This window comes from Ruegeria sp. YTSC199, from assembly GCF_059609725.1.
The window spans coordinates 111550-127002 of sequence record NZ_JBXWMF010000007.1; the positions used below are offsets into that span (position 1 = coordinate 111550).

At 58.0% G+C, this 15453-nt stretch carries 16 protein-coding genes; 3 read left to right on the plus strand and 13 right to left on the minus strand.

Features of this window, described 5'->3' with window-relative positions; genetic code table 11:
• The first annotated feature begins 42 nt into the window (after positions 1-42).
• Together AC2FEE_RS08960 and AC2FEE_RS08965 are read left to right on the plus strand one after the other, a co-directional pair.
• Complete coding sequence (locus tag AC2FEE_RS08960; RefSeq protein ID WP_496864556.1) at positions 43-495, plus strand: iron-sulfur cluster assembly scaffold protein; 453 nt, start codon at positions 43-45, stop codon at positions 493-495.
• Between the two features lie 59 nt (positions 496-554).
• Positions 555-1193, plus strand: a complete 639-nt coding sequence (locus AC2FEE_RS08965; RefSeq protein ID WP_496864557.1) for a MarC family protein — start codon at positions 555-557, stop codon at positions 1191-1193.
• A gap of 186 nt (positions 1194-1379) precedes the next feature.
• On the opposite strand, the gene AC2FEE_RS08970 is transcribed toward AC2FEE_RS08965, so the two are convergent.
• From AC2FEE_RS08970 to sciP, 5 genes are all read right to left on the minus strand, one after another.
• Entirely contained in the window at positions 1380-1502 is a 123-nt protein-coding gene (locus tag AC2FEE_RS08970; protein ID WP_496864559.1) for a hypothetical protein, read from the minus strand.
• Positions 1503-1613: 111 nt separating this feature from the next.
• Positions 1614-3704, minus strand: coding sequence for an ATP-dependent DNA helicase RecG (gene recG, locus AC2FEE_RS08975; RefSeq protein ID WP_496864560.1), 2091 nt, complete (start codon positions 3702-3704; stop codon positions 1614-1616).
• Complete coding sequence (gene ligA / locus AC2FEE_RS08980; RefSeq protein WP_496864561.1) at positions 3701-5827, minus strand: NAD-dependent DNA ligase LigA; 2127 nt, start codon at positions 5825-5827, stop codon at positions 3701-3703. Before ligA ends, recG begins: the two co-directional genes overlap by 4 nt.
• 119 nt (positions 5828-5946) lie before the next feature.
• Positions 5947-6663 (minus strand): response regulator transcription factor CtrA, encoded by a 717-nt coding sequence (gene ctrA, locus AC2FEE_RS08985; RefSeq protein ID WP_496864563.1) that lies wholly within the window; start codon positions 6661-6663, stop codon positions 5947-5949.
• Positions 6664-6746: 83 nt separating this feature from the next.
• A complete protein-coding gene (gene sciP, locus AC2FEE_RS08990; RefSeq protein ID WP_496864565.1) occupies positions 6747-7040 on the minus strand; it encodes a CtrA inhibitor SciP in 294 nt (97 codons plus the stop codon).
• Between the two features lie 129 nt (positions 7041-7169).
• Between sciP and mnmA the strand changes: the two genes are divergently transcribed.
• Entirely contained in the window at positions 7170-8315 is a 1146-nt protein-coding gene (gene mnmA / locus AC2FEE_RS08995) for a tRNA 2-thiouridine(34) synthase MnmA (protein ID WP_496864567.1), read from the plus strand.
• Here mnmA and AC2FEE_RS09000 read toward each other — a convergent pair.
• From AC2FEE_RS09000 to AC2FEE_RS09035, 8 genes are all read right to left on the minus strand, one after another.
• Entirely contained in the window at positions 8312-8893 is a 582-nt protein-coding gene (locus AC2FEE_RS09000) for a cadmium resistance transporter (protein WP_496864569.1), read from the minus strand. The two genes, mnmA and AC2FEE_RS09000, sit on opposite strands and share 4 nt — an antisense overlap.
• The gene (gene lpxB, locus AC2FEE_RS09005) at positions 8893-10050 is read right to left on the minus strand and encodes a lipid-A-disaccharide synthase (RefSeq protein ID WP_496864571.1); all 1158 of its coding nucleotides are present in this window, start codon (positions 10048-10050) and stop codon (positions 8893-8895) included. Before lpxB ends, AC2FEE_RS09000 begins: the two co-directional genes overlap by 1 nt.
• Positions 10050-10844, minus strand: a complete 795-nt coding sequence (locus AC2FEE_RS09010) for an LpxI family protein (protein ID WP_496864572.1) — start codon at positions 10842-10844, stop codon at positions 10050-10052. Before AC2FEE_RS09010 ends, lpxB begins: the two co-directional genes overlap by 1 nt.
• Before the next feature lie 4 nt (positions 10845-10848).
• Positions 10849-11634, minus strand: a complete 786-nt coding sequence (gene lpxA, locus AC2FEE_RS09015; protein ID WP_496864573.1) for an acyl-ACP--UDP-N-acetylglucosamine O-acyltransferase — start codon at positions 11632-11634, stop codon at positions 10849-10851.
• Entirely contained in the window at positions 11631-12104 is a 474-nt protein-coding gene (gene fabZ / locus AC2FEE_RS09020; protein ID WP_170398715.1) for a 3-hydroxyacyl-ACP dehydratase FabZ, read from the minus strand. The genes lpxA and fabZ overlap by 4 nt, the downstream gene beginning before the upstream one ends.
• Before the next feature lie 71 nt (positions 12105-12175).
• Positions 12176-12760, minus strand: coding sequence for an OmpH/Skp family outer membrane protein (locus tag AC2FEE_RS09025; protein ID WP_496864575.1), 585 nt, complete (start codon positions 12758-12760; stop codon positions 12176-12178).
• Positions 12761-12766: 6 nt separating this feature from the next.
• Complete coding sequence (gene bamA / locus AC2FEE_RS09030; RefSeq protein WP_496864576.1) at positions 12767-15127, minus strand: outer membrane protein assembly factor BamA; 2361 nt, start codon at positions 15125-15127, stop codon at positions 12767-12769.
• Between the two features lie 128 nt (positions 15128-15255).
• Positions 15256-15384 (minus strand): hypothetical protein, encoded by a 129-nt coding sequence (locus AC2FEE_RS09035; RefSeq protein WP_480590893.1) that lies wholly within the window; start codon positions 15382-15384, stop codon positions 15256-15258.
• Between the last annotated feature and the right edge of the window lie 69 nt (positions 15385-15453).

Genomic DNA, 15453 nt, shown 5'->3' on the forward strand with positions numbered 1-15453 from the left:
GGATGCTCACTATGTATGGGGAACAGACAACGAGGGAAAGCCATGTCCGGCGAGAACGATCTGATAAAGCTCTATTCCGGCCGCATTCTGGCGCTGGCCGCGGATATTCCGCATCTGGACCGTCTTGAGACCCCTGACGCCACAGTAAAAAAACGCTCGCCCCTTTGCGGGTCGACCGTGACCGTGGATGTGAAGATGCAGGACGGAAAGGTCTCGGATTACGGGCAGGATGTGAAAGCCTGCGCATTGGGTCAGGCCTCGGCCTCAGTTGTCGGCAGTGCCATTATCGGCGCGACGCGGGCGCAGGTGGAAACCGCGCGTGATCAGTTGTCGACCATGCTGAAGAAAGACGGGCCGGCACCCGACGCCCCTTTTGACGGGCTCGAGGTTCTGATGCCTGCGCGTGACTATAAGAACCGTCACGCCTCGATCCTGCTCGCACTGGAGGCCACGGCCGAAGCCATGGAGCAGGCCGAACAGGCCAATTGCGCCTGAACGTGGCTTTCTGACGCAAACCCGTCTAACCTCAGCCAAAATTTGGGGGAGTGTCTGGTTTGAACAATCTGCTCGAGCATTTTGTAACCCTGTGGGTCGTTATCGACCCCATCGGAACAATCCCTGTATTCATCGCGGTCACGGCAACCCTGACCGCATCCGCCCGTCGTAAAACGGCGCTTCTTGCAGCTCTGGTCAGCGCCGGAGTGCTGCTGTTCTTCCTGGTATTTGGGCAGTTGCTTATCGAAGCACTGGATATTGGTCTGAATTCGTTTCAGGTCGCGGGCGGGATCATCCTTTTTCTCTTCGCGCTGACGATGATCTTTGGCGAAAGCAAGCAGGTCGTGGAACAACGCGAGGCCGAAGAAGAGCTAGAAAGGCCGTCACAACGCCCCAATCCGGCGATATTTCCTCTGGCAGTTCCCTCCCTTGCATCGCCGGGGGCGATGTTGGCCGTTGTCATCCTGACCGACAACAATCGGTACAGTGCCGCAGATCAGGGCATTACCGCCTTGGTGATGCTGTCTGTGGTGCTTATCGCCTTTGTTTTGATGCTGCTGGCCGACCCGATCATTCGCCTTATTCGGTATTCGGGTGCTGCCATCATCAGCCGTGTCATGGGGATGATCCTGGCCTCGGTCGCGGTCAACTCTGTGCTGTCGGCGATGATTGAGATCATCAAAACGGGTGAACTGTAAGAAAAAAACCGCCGCACCTTCCGGGCGGAAAGGGCGGCGGCAGGTTGTGCGTGTCTCGCGTGGGGTCAGGATAGCCGCGCGGGGCCGAGGCAGGCCCCTCAAGGGAAATGGGACAGGCAGGTCACCCTTGACTGAAATTGGGATGACAGAGCGGTATTATCGGCACGAGATCGCAGGCAGAAAGGGTCAGAACGTTCCGGGAAGGTGAAGGGCAACCATCAGCATAACCACCAGAGACACGGCGCCCGCAGCATCCTGCAAAATCGTCGACTGCGAACGGCTCAGGGCGCTCTTGATCTGGTTCAGCATGGTCTCACCTCCGGTCAAAGCTTAATCCTTTGTTGACCTTTTGTTCTCATATTTTACCGAGTCGGTAAAGAACTTTTTGCGAACATTTGTGAACTTACGGGAACCAATCCACTAACCCACTGAAATCAAACGTATTGCCTGATCCTGTTTCATCAGCCACAAAAGAACGCGTGCCGCCTGCCCTCGGTCCGATTTCAGTTGCGGGTCCGCAGACAGCAAAGCGCGGGCGTCGGTTTGGGCAACGGCCATCAATCCGGCTTGCCGCTCAAGGTCCGCAATCCGGAATTTAGGCAGACCGGATTGCGCGGTGCCGATCAAGTCACCTGCGCCACGCATTTGCAGATCGGTTTCTGAAATTCTAAAGCCGTCTTCGGTTTCGCGCAGAACCTCAAGCCGTTTCCGCCCACCTTCGTTGAGCGGCGGTTGATACATCAGCAGACAGGTGGAGTCCGCCTCACCACGCCCGACCCGACCACGGAGTTGATGCAGTTGCGCCAGCCCGAAAATCTCGGCCCGTTCGATCACCATGATTGAGGCATTGGGAACGTTGACTCCAACCTCGATCACAGTCGTGGCGACCAGAACCTTGGTCTGCCCCTCCTGAAAGGCCTTCATCGCGGCGTCTTTGTCGGCCGAGGGCATCTGGCCGTGCACCAAACCGACCGCTCCTTCGCCCAAAATCGCGCGCAAGCGTTTGAACCGTTCCTCGGCCGCCGTCAGATCCGACACCTCGGATTCATCGACCAGCGGACAGACCCAATAGCATTGGCGCTCTTCGTCAATGGCCCGACGCAGATGAGACACGACCTCTTCCATACGTTCGGTGCTGATTATGGCCGTTTTGATAGGCTTCCGCCCCGGCGGTTTTTCGTCAAGAACCGAGACATCCATATCGCCATACTGCGCCAATGCGAGGCTGCGTGGGATTGGCGTGGCTGTCATGACCAGAACATCCGCGCCCTGCCCTTTTTCGGACAGTTCCATCCTCTGCCGGACCCCAAATCGGTGCTGTTCATCAACGATGGCTAGGCGGAGCGCCTGAAACTCCACATCGCTTTGGAACACAGCATGAGTGCCGACCAGTATGTGGATATCGCCGTCCTTCAGCGCCGCCAGCTTGGCGCGACGCTCGGCGCCCTTGTCGCGGCCAGTGAGGATGTCCAGAACAACTCCGGCTTCTTCAGCCAGGGGTTGCAGGCCTTCCAAGTGTTGCCGCGCCAGAATCTCGGTCGGCGCCATCATGACACCCTGTCCGCCCGCTTCGACCGCGACAAGCAAGGCCAAGAATGCCACCAGAGTTTTTCCCGCGCCCACGTCACCCTGCAGCAACCGGTTCATCCGCGCGTCCGAGGCCATGTCGGCTGCGATGTCGTCAATCGCCCGCAATTGCGCACCGGTAGGCTTATAAGGAAGGCTGGCCAGCACCTTCGCCTGCAACGTTCCTGTTCCAACGCTGACAATGCCCCGGGCTTTCCGTTCACGTTGCCGCGCCAGCGCCAGCGTCAGTTGATGCGCAAAGAGTTCATCATAAGCCAGTCGCTCCCGTCCGGGCGCATGAGCCGCAACATCATCCGCCCCCTGTGGATTATGCGCAGCCATGATGGACACCGACCAGCCCGGCCACTCTTGTTTGGTTACCAGGGCCGGGTCGATCCATTCCTTCAATTCCGGCGCACGTGCCAAAGCGCTGCGCGCAGCTTTGTAGGCTGTTTTTTGCGTGATCCCCTGTGTCAGATGATACACCGGTTCAAAGTCTGGAATGTCCAGCGCCTCTTCCGGTGGCAACATGTGATCCGGGTGAACCATCTGCGCCATGCCGTCGAACAGTTCCAGCCGGCCCGAAATCACACGCCGTGATCCCTGAGGCAAAATCCGCTTAAGATAGTCTCCGCGTGCATGGAAGAATACCAGTTGGAATTCCGCCTGACTGTCCTCGACATGCACCCGATACGCACCGCCCTTGTTGCGTGGCGGTCTGTGAACCCCAACCGTCACCCCAACCGTCAGTGTCCTGGGCAGGTCGGCACCCTGAATGGTGTCGCGGCGTCTGCGGTCGATAACGGCGTAAGGCAGGCTGAACAACACATCCCGCGGTGACTCCGTACCCGCCTGCGTTAAAACCTGAGCCGTCTTCGGCCCTACACCGTCCAGGGTTTCCAAGCCCGCGAACAGCGGGAATAACTGTTCAGGTCGTCCGCTCATGCGGTTCCGATCAGCTGCAGCCAGCCATCCTCATCCAGCGTTTCAATCCCCAGTTCAGCAGCCTTTTTTGCCTTGGATCCCGCCCCGGGGCCAGCAACCAGAATATCAGTTTTTTTACTGACCGAGCCAGAGACCTTGGCCCCCAACGCTTCGGCGCGGGCCTTGGCTTCGGCACGCGTCATCTTTTCCAGCGTACCGGTGAAGACAACGGTCTTGCCTGCGACCGGACTTCCGGTGGTGTCCGGCCGCTTGGCCTCTTGCACGTCCAGTTGTGCGACAAGCGCATCGATACTGGCGCGTTCGGCCTCTTGCGCAAAAGCGGACACGAGGGCGCGTGCCATGACTTCACCAACACCGTCGACACTTAGCAAATCTTCCCAATCGGCCCCCTCGAAGCTGGCTGCGGCGGTCACAGCGGTTTTGAAATCCGCCCACGAGCCATAGTGGGTTGCGATCAGGTTCGATGCGGCCTCACCCATGTGCCGGATGCCCAACGCAAACAGCAGCCGTCCAAACGGTATACTGCGCTTTTCATCAATCGCGCTCCACAGGTTGCTGGCACTCTGCGCACCCCACCCCTTGCGATTGGCCAACTTGTTCAGGTTTGCAGCATCACGCGCTTGTAAGGTGAAAATATCGACCGGTGTTCTGACCGGCAGATCAGGGTCGTCATAGAACATCTCGATCTGTTTTGCCCCCAGGCCTTCGATATCGAAAGCCTTGCGCGATACAAAATGTTTCAGCTTTTCAACAGCTTGCGCTGGACATATTACACCGCCGGTACAGCGCCGGACAGCATCGCCTTCCTCGCGCACAGCATCGCTGTTGCATTCGGGACAGGTTGTAGGAAAATCGAAAGGCTCAGCCCCTTCGGGACGCTTTGAAATATCCACATCGGCCAGTTTCGGGATTACGTCACCGGCGCGGTAAACCTGCACCCAGTCGCCGACGCGAATGTCCTTGCCGTCACGGATCGTACCACCCTTGGCATCTCGGCCTGCAATGTAGTCCTCATTGTGCAGCGTGGCGTTCGAGACGACCACGCCGCCCACTGTAACTGGGTGCAGCCGGGCAACCGGGCTAAGCGCGCCGGTCCGGCCCACCTGAATGTCGATCGCTTCAAGCCGGGTCCAAGCCAACTCGGCGGGAAATTTATGGGCAATCGCCCAGCGAGGCGTCGTGGACCGAAACCCAAGACGTGCCTGCAGCGACAGATCGTTCACCTTGTAAACAACACCGTCGATGTCATAGCCAAGAGTAGATCGCTGAGCCTCGATATCCCGATAATGGTCCAACATCTGCCCCACGTCTTCACAAAGCCGGGTCAGCGGGTTGGTAGAAAACCCAAAAGCGCGCAACTTATCAATCGCACCCATTTGGGTGTCGGACAATGGCTCGGACAACTCGCCCCATGCATAGGCAAAAAACCGCAGCGGGCGCGCGCGCGTAACCGCTGAGTCCAATTGTCTCAGCGAGCCCGCAGCTGCGTTTCGCGGGTTGGCAAAGGCCTTTTCCCCAGCCTCTTCTTGCCGGGCGTTCAGCTTTTCGAAGTCTTCATGCGACATATAGACCTCACCACGCACCTCAAGCACTTCTGGAGCATCCGCTATGGTTTGCGGAATGTCCGAAATCGTCCGGGCATTGGCGGTGACGTTTTCTCCGACCTCGCCATCCCCGCGGGTTGCGGCCTGAACCAGTTGCCCGTTCTCATAGCGCAATGACAGCGACAGACCATCAATCTTAGGTTCGGCAGTGAAGGGCAAAGGCTGCGTTACGACCAATCCGAGGTACTTTCGGATTGAGCGGTCAAAATCCTGAACGTCTTCGTCGTCAAACGCATTGCCCAGCGACATCATGCGCACGGCGTGGGTAACTTTGGAGAATCCGTCAGCCGGTCGCGCACCCACCTGATCCGAAGGGCTGTCGGCCCGTTTCAGCTGCGGAAAATGCGCTTCGATCTCGGCGTTTCGGCGTTTGAGCGCATCGTATTCGGCATCGGAGATTTCCGGCGCGTCTTCGGCGTGATAGAGTGTATTCGCCCGCGCAAGCTGTTCCGCAAGCTGCTCCAGTTCCGTCCGCGCGGCGTCCTCAGTCAGATCAGATACCGGAATCAATTTGCTCATGGCCTCGCCCTGTCACGTATTCTTGGACCTCAGTGATAGGGCGAGGTCATGGTCAGGTCCAGACGTGCTGTTCAGTGAGTGAAGGAGGTCGCCCCAGACCACGGGCGACCGTGTCCAAATCAGGCGCCGACGGCTATCCGCGTTTCGTCAAGGCTGTTGCCTTGCGGATCGCGCAGGACATACCCTCTGCCCCAAACGGTTTCGATATAGTTATCGCCACCGGTCGCGTTACTGAGCTTTTTGCGCAATTTGCAAATGAATACGTCGATGATCTTTAACTCGGGCTCATCCATGCCGCCGTAAAGGTGGTTGAGGAACATTTCTTTGGTCAGCGTGGTGCCCTTGCGCAAGCTCAACAGCTCGAGCATCTGGTATTCTTTGCCGGTCAGATGAACAACCTTTCCTTCCACCTCAACCGTTTTGGCATCCAGATTCACGGCCACCTGCCCCGTCTGAATAATGGATTGGGAATGACCTTTCGACCGCCGAATGATGGCGTGGATACGGGCCACCAGTTCCTCGCGATGGAACGGTTTGGTCATATAATCATCTGCGCCGAAACCGAAACCCTTGATCTTGCTTTCAGTATCATCCGCGCCCGACAGGATCAGGATTGGCGTTTCGACCCGCGAAATACGCAACTGGCGCAGCACTTCATGCCCGTTCATGTCAGGTAGATTCAGGTCCAGCAGGATCAGATCATAATCATAGAGTTTCGCAAGATCGATGCCTTCCTCGCCGAGGTCCGTCGCATAGACGTTGAGGTTGGCGTGCGTCAGCATCAACTCGATGCTTTTGGACGTGGTCGGATCATCCTCGACAAGAAGTATACGCATTTGCTGCTCCAATTCGGTTCAATTTACTAATTTCAAATTGAGCCTGCTCAAAAATGGTTAATCTGACGTTACCGTTGAATCATTTATTCACTTTCAACTTTAGGTTGTCGATATTTTTTTAGCGCGGTGACTTTCAGAGCGTCCGTACCATGTTCCGCGACCGCCGAAACCCACGCGTTGAACTCCTCATCACTCAGCCCATATCGGTTCTTGGCGTCAGACAGGGTAATCAACCCATAAACCACGCCCCGAACGACAATCGCCTTGCGAGAGGCCACCCATCGGGTCGTATCCTCTGGCGGCAGGTCGGCGCGCGATAAAACCGTTCCATCCGGCAGGGTTACGGACCTTGGTCCTTCTACTTTGTGCAAATACATCTTTCGGTCCTCTTCGTGCTGCGACAAAGCTGACACCAGCCTACTTAATGCAGAGTGAAACCGCCCCTTGAGAGTATGTAGAATTTTCCTATATTCTGCCGGTCTTTCTTAACCCGCACTGGAATCGTCATGGCACTCGATACCGAGACACCGCTGAACTCGCTTGGCTTTGCCAAACCCCCGTCGGAAACGCGGGTGGTTGTTGCCATGTCCGGCGGCGTGGATAGTTCCGTCGTTGCGGCCCATCTGGCCGATCAGGGCTATGATGTGGTTGGCGTGACGCTGCAGCTCTATGATCACGGAGCAGCCTTGGCCAAGAAAGGCGCCTGCTGCGCGGGGATCGACATTCATGACGCGCGCCGCGTGGCCGAGGAACGTGGCTTTCCCCATTACGTCCTCGACTACGAGAACATCTTCAAGGACGCGGTAATTGACGAATTTGCCGACAGCTATCTGGCCGGTGCAACACCAGTGCCGTGCATCCGTTGCAACGAACGGGTGAAATTCAAGGACCTGCTGGAAACCGCCAAGGATCTTGAAGCCGACTGCATGGCAACTGGTCACTATATCCAGCGCAGGATGGGACCGAACGGGCCCGAGTTGCACAGCGCCGAGGATGCGAACCGGGATCAGTCCTACTTCCTGTTCTCGACCACGCCCGAGCAGCTGGACTTTCTGCGGTTCCCTCTGGGTCACCTGCCCTCAAAAGACGCCACCCGCGAAATGGCCGCGCAATACGGGCTGGCCGTCGCGGACAAACCGGACAGCCAGGACATCTGTTTTGTGCCCAACGGCAACTATGCCAGCGTCATTGAAAAATTGCGTCCCGGCGCGGCTGAACCCGGCGAGATCGTGCATGCCGATGGGCGCGTGTTGGCGCAGCATAACGGTGTGATCCACTACACGATCGGGCAACGACGTGGTTTGGGCATCGGTGGCCTCAGCGATCCTTTGTACGTCGTGAAACTGGACGTAGACACAAAGCAAGTTGTTGTCGGCCCCAAGGAGATGCTGGCCACCCGTACCATTCCGGTGCGTGAGATCAACTGGCTGGGCGATGAGCCGTTCACCTCACAGGACGAATGGCATGTCCTGATCAAGGTCCGCTCGACCCGCCCGCCACGCGAAGCGATCATCCGACCCCTGTCCGACACCACGGCTGAGGTCGAACTGCTGACGCCCGAGGAAGGCGTTTCACCGGGTCAGGCCTGCGTATTCTATGCCTCGGAAGGCAGCCGCATCTTTGGTGGCGGCTGGATCTGGCGCGGCTATTAAACCGCGTCGGTCCACGAATTGCTGAGGATATAAAGCCCGGCGCAGATCATCACGTAAGGAACAAGACGCTCCAGTCGTCGGGCAAAAGCACCGCTCATGAACGGCGCTTTTGAACCAAACAATGCGACCGTGGCCAGGCTGGCCGCAGCAAGAGCTGCGCCGATCACGCCAGCGGTCCGAAAGCTGGGGGCCGAGTCGGCAAGCAGTGGTGCCAGTACCGCGAATGTGTCCATCGACAGGCTGATGAACAGCAGCGTGACCATGATCACCGACGCCCCGGTCTCCACATTGGGATTTGTCGCGGTGTCTTTCCCGCTTTTCCTCCGGAGCAATGCCAGTATGCCGAGGCTCAACGGGATCACCCCCAGATATCCCGCCCAGTGCGGCACCACATCCTCGACCCCCAAAGCCAGCAAAAGCGCCCCGCCGATCACAATCGCCTGCGCCATCAGGAATCCAAAAATCGACCGCTTTACCCCCGAGACCAACGTCAGCGCCAGCAGGGCCGCCAGATTGTCCAGATTTGTCAGGATCTGTGCCATGAAGGCAGACAGCCCAAAAAGCGCAAAATCCAACATCACGCGTTCATCCAGGACAGAACCGCTTTGGCCGCCCGCAGTCCGGGCGCCTCGCCGCCGCGTCCGAGCCGCAACATCGTTGTCTCCATGGCCTCGTGCTGCGCATTCGGGTTTGTAGTCACCTGTGAAAGAGCGTCAGCGATCTTGCCCGGCTGGCAGTCATCCAGCAGACATTCGGGAACTGTGCGGGTCTCGGACACCAGATTGACCAGTGTCACCGTGTCGAGGTTGACCATGCGCTTGGCGATCAGGGTCGTGAGCCAGTTGAGGTTATAGGCAATCACCATCGGCGTGGCCTGCGCCGCCAGTTCCAGCGAGACAGTGCCCGAAGCCGCCAGCGCCAGTTCAGCCGCTGCGAAAGCGGCCCGCTTCTGAGCGACCGCTTCATCAGAGGCCATGTCGCGCGGATCTACAACCACCGGATTACCCGGCCAGCTTTGCACGTGCTGTGCAACGGTTTCGGCCATATGCGCCACTGCGGGAACCACAACCCGCACGTCCGGCCGGTTTCGCAGGTATTGCTTCAGTGCCTCGCCAAAGACCGGGGCCAGACGATCAATTTCTCCCCCGCGCGAGCCCGGCAGCGCCAGAAGGATCGGCGCAGCGCCGAGATCATAGGCGGCGCGAAACTCTCGGATATCACCTTCGGTCGCCACCGGTTCACTAGCAACCGGGTGGCCAACGAAATCACATTCCATGCCCGCGCGTTCCATATAGGGCGGTTCGAAGGGCAGCAGCGCCAGTACGTGATCGATCACCTTGGCCATCTTGTCGGCCCGGCCAGGTCGCCACGCCCAGACACTGGGGGCCACGTAGTGTACGGTTCGGATGTCACTCTGCGCCTTGACGATCTTGGCCACGCGCAATGAGAAGTCGGGGCTGTCGATGGTGATCAGCACATCAGGCTGCGTGTCCAGTACCGCCTGAGCGGTTTCGGCGATCCGACGTTTGAGGTGGAAAAACTTGGGCAGAACCTCGACCAGACCCATCACCGAAAGTTCGGACATCGGGAAACGGCTTTCCATCCCCTGCGCCTGCATCAACGGGCCGCCAATTCCGTCAAACAGCACATCGGGAACGAGGGTTCGAAGCCCCTCCATCAATGCACCGCCCAATCGGTCGCCCGAGGGTTCACCGGCGACCACAAACACCCGCATCAGCTGGCCCGCTCTCGCACATAAAGGAACAGGCCAAGTCGGTTACATTCGTCAAGGACGCGGTCCTGCTGCAAAACGATGACGCCGCCTTTTTCGATGACGATACCCGCAAGCCCGGCAGCCACGGCAGAGGAAACGGTGCCCGGCCCAATGGTCGGCAAGTCCGCACGCCGATCCTGATCCGGCTTCGGGGCTTTGAAAAGAACCCCGCCACCCGCGTCGGGGCGTTGGGTCAAAGACTGCAGCATCCAGTCGGTGCCAAAGATGCTTTCTACCGCCAACGCCTGCCCCTTGGACACCGCGCAGGCTTGCCCGATATCCGCCGTACCCATGACCCGCAGAATACCCGCAGCCCTGTCCGCATCGGCAAGATCAGCCTCCGAAGGTTGCACCTCGGTCAGGCACCCGAGCTGCGGCAGCAATACGGACGCAATCTCATGGGCCGCGCGAACGGTCAGCCCGGATTCCTCGAAAATGCCGATTACGGCGCGCAAGGCGCTGTCATCCCCGGACATGAGCGCCTGTTGCAGCACCGGCACCAGGGGCATCGTCGCCGCGTCGATACGTGATGGATCAATCACCGGACGCCGGACTGCACCTGCCAGGCAAATCTCAGTCACGCCACGCGCCTTCAGATCTGCGATGAAACTGCCAAGCTGTTCTAGCGGAAAGACGATATCCGCAGTCAGGGTGTCGGGTGTGAACCCCTCCATCGCGCAGATCACCGGACGATCGGAAAGATGCTCTACCACTTCGCCCGGCAACGCGCCCGTTCCAGCAATCAGCGCCAACATCGGTTTACTTCCTCGGTGTCAGGAAAGAGCGATCCGATTGACCGGTCACGAAATCCACGATCCGCTGCACGTATTCGCTTTCGTTTCCAGCACCGACTCGATGAGCACGTTCCATGAACGTGCCATCGCCCTCGGACAATTCCCGGAAAGCCGCGCGCAAGGCGGATATATCCTCGCGGGAAACCCCCTTGCGTTTCAGACCAACCAGATTCAGACCGTCCAATTCGCCTCGCGGTGCCTGCACCAGACCGTACGGGATCACGTCATTCGGAACCATGGTCAGCGCGCCGATGATCGCGCCGCGACCCACGCGCACCCATTGGTGCAGGCCCGAGATGCCGCCAACGATCACGTCATCTTCGATGACGCAATGCCCTGCGGCACCGGCATGGTTCACCATGATTACCCGGTTACCGATCTGCACGTCATGCGCCACATGAACACCGGCCATCAGTAGACAGTCGTCGCCGATCCGGGTCACTCCACCGCCGCCTTCGGTGCCGGTATTGACCGTCACATGTTCCCGAATGCGGTTACGCTTGCCGATTTCCAGGCGCGTGTCTTCGCCGCCAAACTTCAGGTCCTGCGGAATTTCTCCGATCACCGAGAAATTGAAGATCACGGTTTCGTCGCCGATCACCGTATCTCCGGTCACTACAACATGCGACTTCAGCTCAACCCGATCGCCCAGCTTGACCTGCGCGCCGACATAACAGAACGGCCCGATGACACAGCCTTCACCGATCTGCGCGCCGTCTTCGATTATTGCGCTTGGGTGGATGCCGCTCATGTTGTTTTTTCCATGTCCCAATCGACATAAGCCGAGAATTCGGCCTCGGCTGCGATCTCGCCTTCAACGGTCGCTTTGCCGCTGAACTTGAAAATCTTGCCACCTTTTTTGCCGCGCACGGTTTCAACATGCATCTCAAGCACGTCACCCGGGATCACTTTGCGGCGGAACTTACATTTGTCGATATTCATGAAATAGATCAGCAACTCGCTGTCGATCACATCCATGCCCACGCCCAGCATCACGCCTGCGGTTTGCGCCATCGCCTCGACGATGGTCACGCCCGGCATGATCGGAGTGCCGGGGAAATGGCCCTGGAAATGCGGCTCGTTCATGGTGACGTTCTTGATGCCAACCGCCGACTGATAGCCCGAGATATCAACCACCTTGTCGACCAGCAGAAACGGATAGCGATGCGGCAGGATCCGTTGGATCAGCTGAATGTCGGCGCTTTTGGTTTCCGTGCTCATAGTGTCGTCGTCCCGTTCTGGATTTCTGTTTGCGGCGTGGTAGCAATACCGCGCAGCAAGGGCAAGCAAACCTATTCGCTGGCCTCGTTTTCGACGGTGCTGCCATCGCCTATCACCGTGTCGATCCGCGTAATGGCCGCATCGGTGATGTCAGTGCGGTCCGAGCTGAGAAAGACACTGGACCGCTCAATGATGATCGACGCGCCAGATTCTCGCAGCAGATCAATCAAAACCGGTTGCACCAACTCAAAGAACCTTTGCCGAGCCTCTTCGCTACGGCGTGCCAATGCGTCCAGCTTGGCGCGTTGCCCTTCACGATGAGACTGAACTTTTTCGTCAAATGCATCAGCCAACGGGCGGAATTCATCCGCGGTCATGGTCGCGCGCTGTTCGGTCAACAGCCTTTCTTCCCGGCTCAGTTCGGCCACAATCCGCTCGTTTTCTTCACCCAGCAGGATACCTTCGGCCTCGATCTCGCGCAGGATACGCTGACCAAAGGCCGAGTCGGAAAACAATCGTTCGCTGGACAGAGTCACAACGCTGCTTTGCGGCACACCCAGTTGCTGCGCCACGACCGGGGCTGCACAGGCAAAGGTCAGAAAAACACACAGGGCCCGAAAAGGGCCCTGCAGTTTCATGAACACACGTTTCAACATTGAGGATCAGAACCGGGCCTGAACCGTCAGGTCAAAGTTCTGCTCCTTGTCGAAGTCCTCTTTCTTCAACGCTTTCGAGAAGTTGAAGCGCAGCGGACCGAAGGGTGTTTCCCACAGAACCGATACACCGATCACGTGACGGATCGAGCCATCTTCGCCTACGATGTCCGCGCCTGCAGTGTTCACGTCATTGAGGTTGTAGAGGTTACCGAAGTCATAGAACACACCACCCCGTAGACCCAGTTCCTCGGGCAGACCTAGCGGGAAGTCTGATTCCAGACGCGCAACCCAGTAGTAGTTGCCCCCGATCGCGTCATCCTGTCCATTCGAAAGATCGCGCGGACCGATACCTGCGGGCTCGAACCCGCGGAAGATGCTGGGTCCCAGAACAAAGCGGTCGAGGGTCCGGCTAAAGTCATCGCCGCGCCAGTGCAGTGCACCCACTTCGACGGATGCGCGCAGAACGACTTCCTCGTTCCAGACACGGGTCTGCGCGATACCGCGGGCGGTGGTTTTGTAGAACTCATTGTCCCCACCCAGCCCGGCCGCATCGACACCGGCTTCGAAAAGCACACCTGCATTCGGGTTCAGGCCGCCAAGACGGCTGTCATACACATAGGACAAACCCAAAGAACTGGTTGTACGCTCACCCTGATCGATTTCCGAGGATATGACCGCGCCGTTGACTTCATCATCCTGCTGGGTCATCTCGCTGTTTTGCCAGCCATAGCGCAACCGCAGCGCGGACAGTTCACCAATGGCGTAGCTCAGTTGAGGCCGGAAGAACAACGTTTCAGTGTCGTAGCTGGCAAAGCTCGAGTTAGTCGTCGAAAGGCCTAGCCCCACATCGAAGCGCAGTTTACGCCCCAGAAGATAGGGTTCGGTGAAGTCCAGCGTGTATTGCTCCGAATCCTGCGCAGTCGACAGGGTCAGACCAACTGTTTGCCCACGCCCCAGAAAGTTGGTTTCCCGCAGTCCGATCGCGACCCCGAAACCGTCGGAGACCGAGTAGCTACCACCCAGGCTCAGAGAGCCGGTCGGTTGCTCTTCGACATCAACGTCCACAATCACCTGGCTGGGCGTAGACCCTTCGCGCGGCTCGACATCTGCAACCGCAAAGAAACCCAGCGCGCGAATACGCTCGGCAGCCTGGCGGATTTCACGCGGGTTGAAGGGGTCGCCCTCAACCGTATCAAACTGACGGCGGATCACACGGTCCAGCGTCGTGGTGTTGCCTTCGATGTCGATCCGCTCAACAAAAATGCGCGGTCCGCGAGTCAGAACGAACTGAACATCCAGCGTCAGATCCCGCGCGTTGCGGGTCACGCGGGGTTCGACCCGCAGGAAATCTACACCCTGCTTGATCCCCAGACGCTCCATCCGGGCGATCGAGTTTTCAACCAGAGACGGCGTATAGGTCACACCCGGTTTGATCTTGAGCGCAGCCTGGTACGGAGCGGGGTCCACACCCGGGATCTCGCTGACTGTACTGATTTGTCCAAACGAAAATTTCTGCCCTTCTGTGATGTTCATCACCAGGAAAAAGGCGTCCCGTTCACGGGTGAACTCAACATTCGCGCTGTTGATGCGGAAATCCACATAGCCGCGGGACAGGTAGAAATCCCGAATAACCTGTTTATCGAACTCGATCCGGTCGGCGATGAAAGTATCACCGCTGAGGAACGTTCGCAGAATGTTGGCCTGCTTGGTTTCCAGTACCCGGCGCAGACGACGATCGGAATAGGCGCGGTTGCCGACAAAGCTAACGCGCTCAACCTCGATCGTGGTGCCTTCGGCGACTTCGAAAACCAGATCGACCCGGTTGTCGCTACGGCGGATGATGCGCGGAATGACCGTCGCGGATACACGCCCCTGCGACGAGTAGATCTCGGCGATCAGATCCGCATCGGTTTCCGCGACCTGAGGCGTGAAGACCCGCCGGGGCTGCGAGGTGATCGCTTCTATCAGCACCTCATCCTTGACACGCTGGTTGCCCTCGATGCTGATCTGGTTGATCGTCGGATATTCCTCGACTTCGATCAGCAGCGTACTGCCGCGCGGGGTCAGTTCGACTGTCTCAAAAACACCACTGTCAAGCAAACGCTGATAGGCATCATTCAACTCACCGGCAGTTACGGACTGCCCCGGTTCAATGCCTGTGCGCGCGATAATCGTTGATGTTTCGATGCGCCGGTTACCTTCGACATCGAAGGAATTGATGACGAAATTTTGTGCCCAGGCTGCCTTTGGTACAGGAACCAAACTCACTAATGCCAGAAGGAAAATAAACGTTAGTGACCGCCACAAAATCTTGTTTTCCGGCTTCTGCCCCCCGCAGGATGTGCCCGCGCCTCGCCTATCAGTCATTTTTTTCACTACCCAATATTTTTGGACTTTAATGCTGAGTAGCGAGAATATTTATCCTTGTCAAAACACCAAAAAACAAAGCGGCCGAAAGGGCCGCCTCTTCTGGTTTTTACAACAGGTGCTTAGAATCACATTGTGATCAGGTAGGCCCATCCACCCATCGCAACAGCGGTCGCGCCGAAAAACAGCAGCATGTCCCAGTTCAACACGAACAGGTATCCAACACTTTCGGCTGATTTACGCAGGGCTTTTGACATCACAACCTCTGACACAGTTAGCTTTCCGCACCAGAATCTACGCCCGAAATGGGGCGGAATTGGGGCATC

Excerpts from the sequence above, each read along its gene's own strand:
- AC2FEE_RS08960 (WP_496864556.1), top strand. The coding sequence starts at position 43 with ATGTCCGGCGAGAACGATCTGATAAAGCTCTATTCCGGCCGCATTCTG.
- AC2FEE_RS08970 (WP_496864559.1), bottom strand. The coding sequence starts at position 1,502 with ATGCTGAACCAGATCAAGAGCGCCCTGAGCCGTTCGCAGTCGACGATT.
- recG (WP_496864560.1), bottom strand. The coding sequence starts at position 3,704 with ATGAGCGGACGACCTGAACAGTTATTCCCGCTGTTCGCGGGCTTGGAA.
- ligA (WP_496864561.1), bottom strand. The coding sequence starts at position 5,827 with ATGAGCAAATTGATTCCGGTATCTGATCTGACTGAGGACGCCGCGCGG.
- ctrA (WP_496864563.1), bottom strand. The coding sequence starts at position 6,663 with ATGCGTATACTTCTTGTCGAGGATGATCCGACCACGTCCAAAAGCATC.
- sciP (WP_496864565.1), bottom strand. The coding sequence starts at position 7,040 with ATGTATTTGCACAAAGTAGAAGGACCAAGGTCCGTAACCCTGCCGGAT.
- mnmA (WP_496864567.1), top strand. The coding sequence starts at position 7,170 with ATGGCACTCGATACCGAGACACCGCTGAACTCGCTTGGCTTTGCCAAA.
- AC2FEE_RS09000 (WP_496864569.1), bottom strand. The coding sequence starts at position 8,893 with ATGTTGGATTTTGCGCTTTTTGGGCTGTCTGCCTTCATGGCACAGATC.
- lpxB (WP_496864571.1), bottom strand. The coding sequence starts at position 10,050 with ATGCGGGTGTTTGTGGTCGCCGGTGAACCCTCGGGCGACCGATTGGGC.
- AC2FEE_RS09010 (WP_496864572.1), bottom strand. The coding sequence starts at position 10,844 with ATGTTGGCGCTGATTGCTGGAACGGGCGCGTTGCCGGGCGAAGTGGTA.
- lpxA (WP_496864573.1), bottom strand. The coding sequence starts at position 11,634 with ATGAGCGGCATCCACCCAAGCGCAATAATCGAAGACGGCGCGCAGATC.
- fabZ (WP_170398715.1), bottom strand. The coding sequence starts at position 12,104 with ATGAGCACGGAAACCAAAAGCGCCGACATTCAGCTGATCCAACGGATC.
- AC2FEE_RS09025 (WP_496864575.1), bottom strand. The coding sequence starts at position 12,760 with ATGTTGAAACGTGTGTTCATGAAACTGCAGGGCCCTTTTCGGGCCCTG.
- bamA (WP_496864576.1), bottom strand. The coding sequence starts at position 15,127 with ATGACTGATAGGCGAGGCGCGGGCACATCCTGCGGGGGGCAGAAGCCG.
- AC2FEE_RS09035 (WP_480590893.1), bottom strand. The coding sequence starts at position 15,384 with ATGTCAAAAGCCCTGCGTAAATCAGCCGAAAGTGTTGGATACCTGTTC.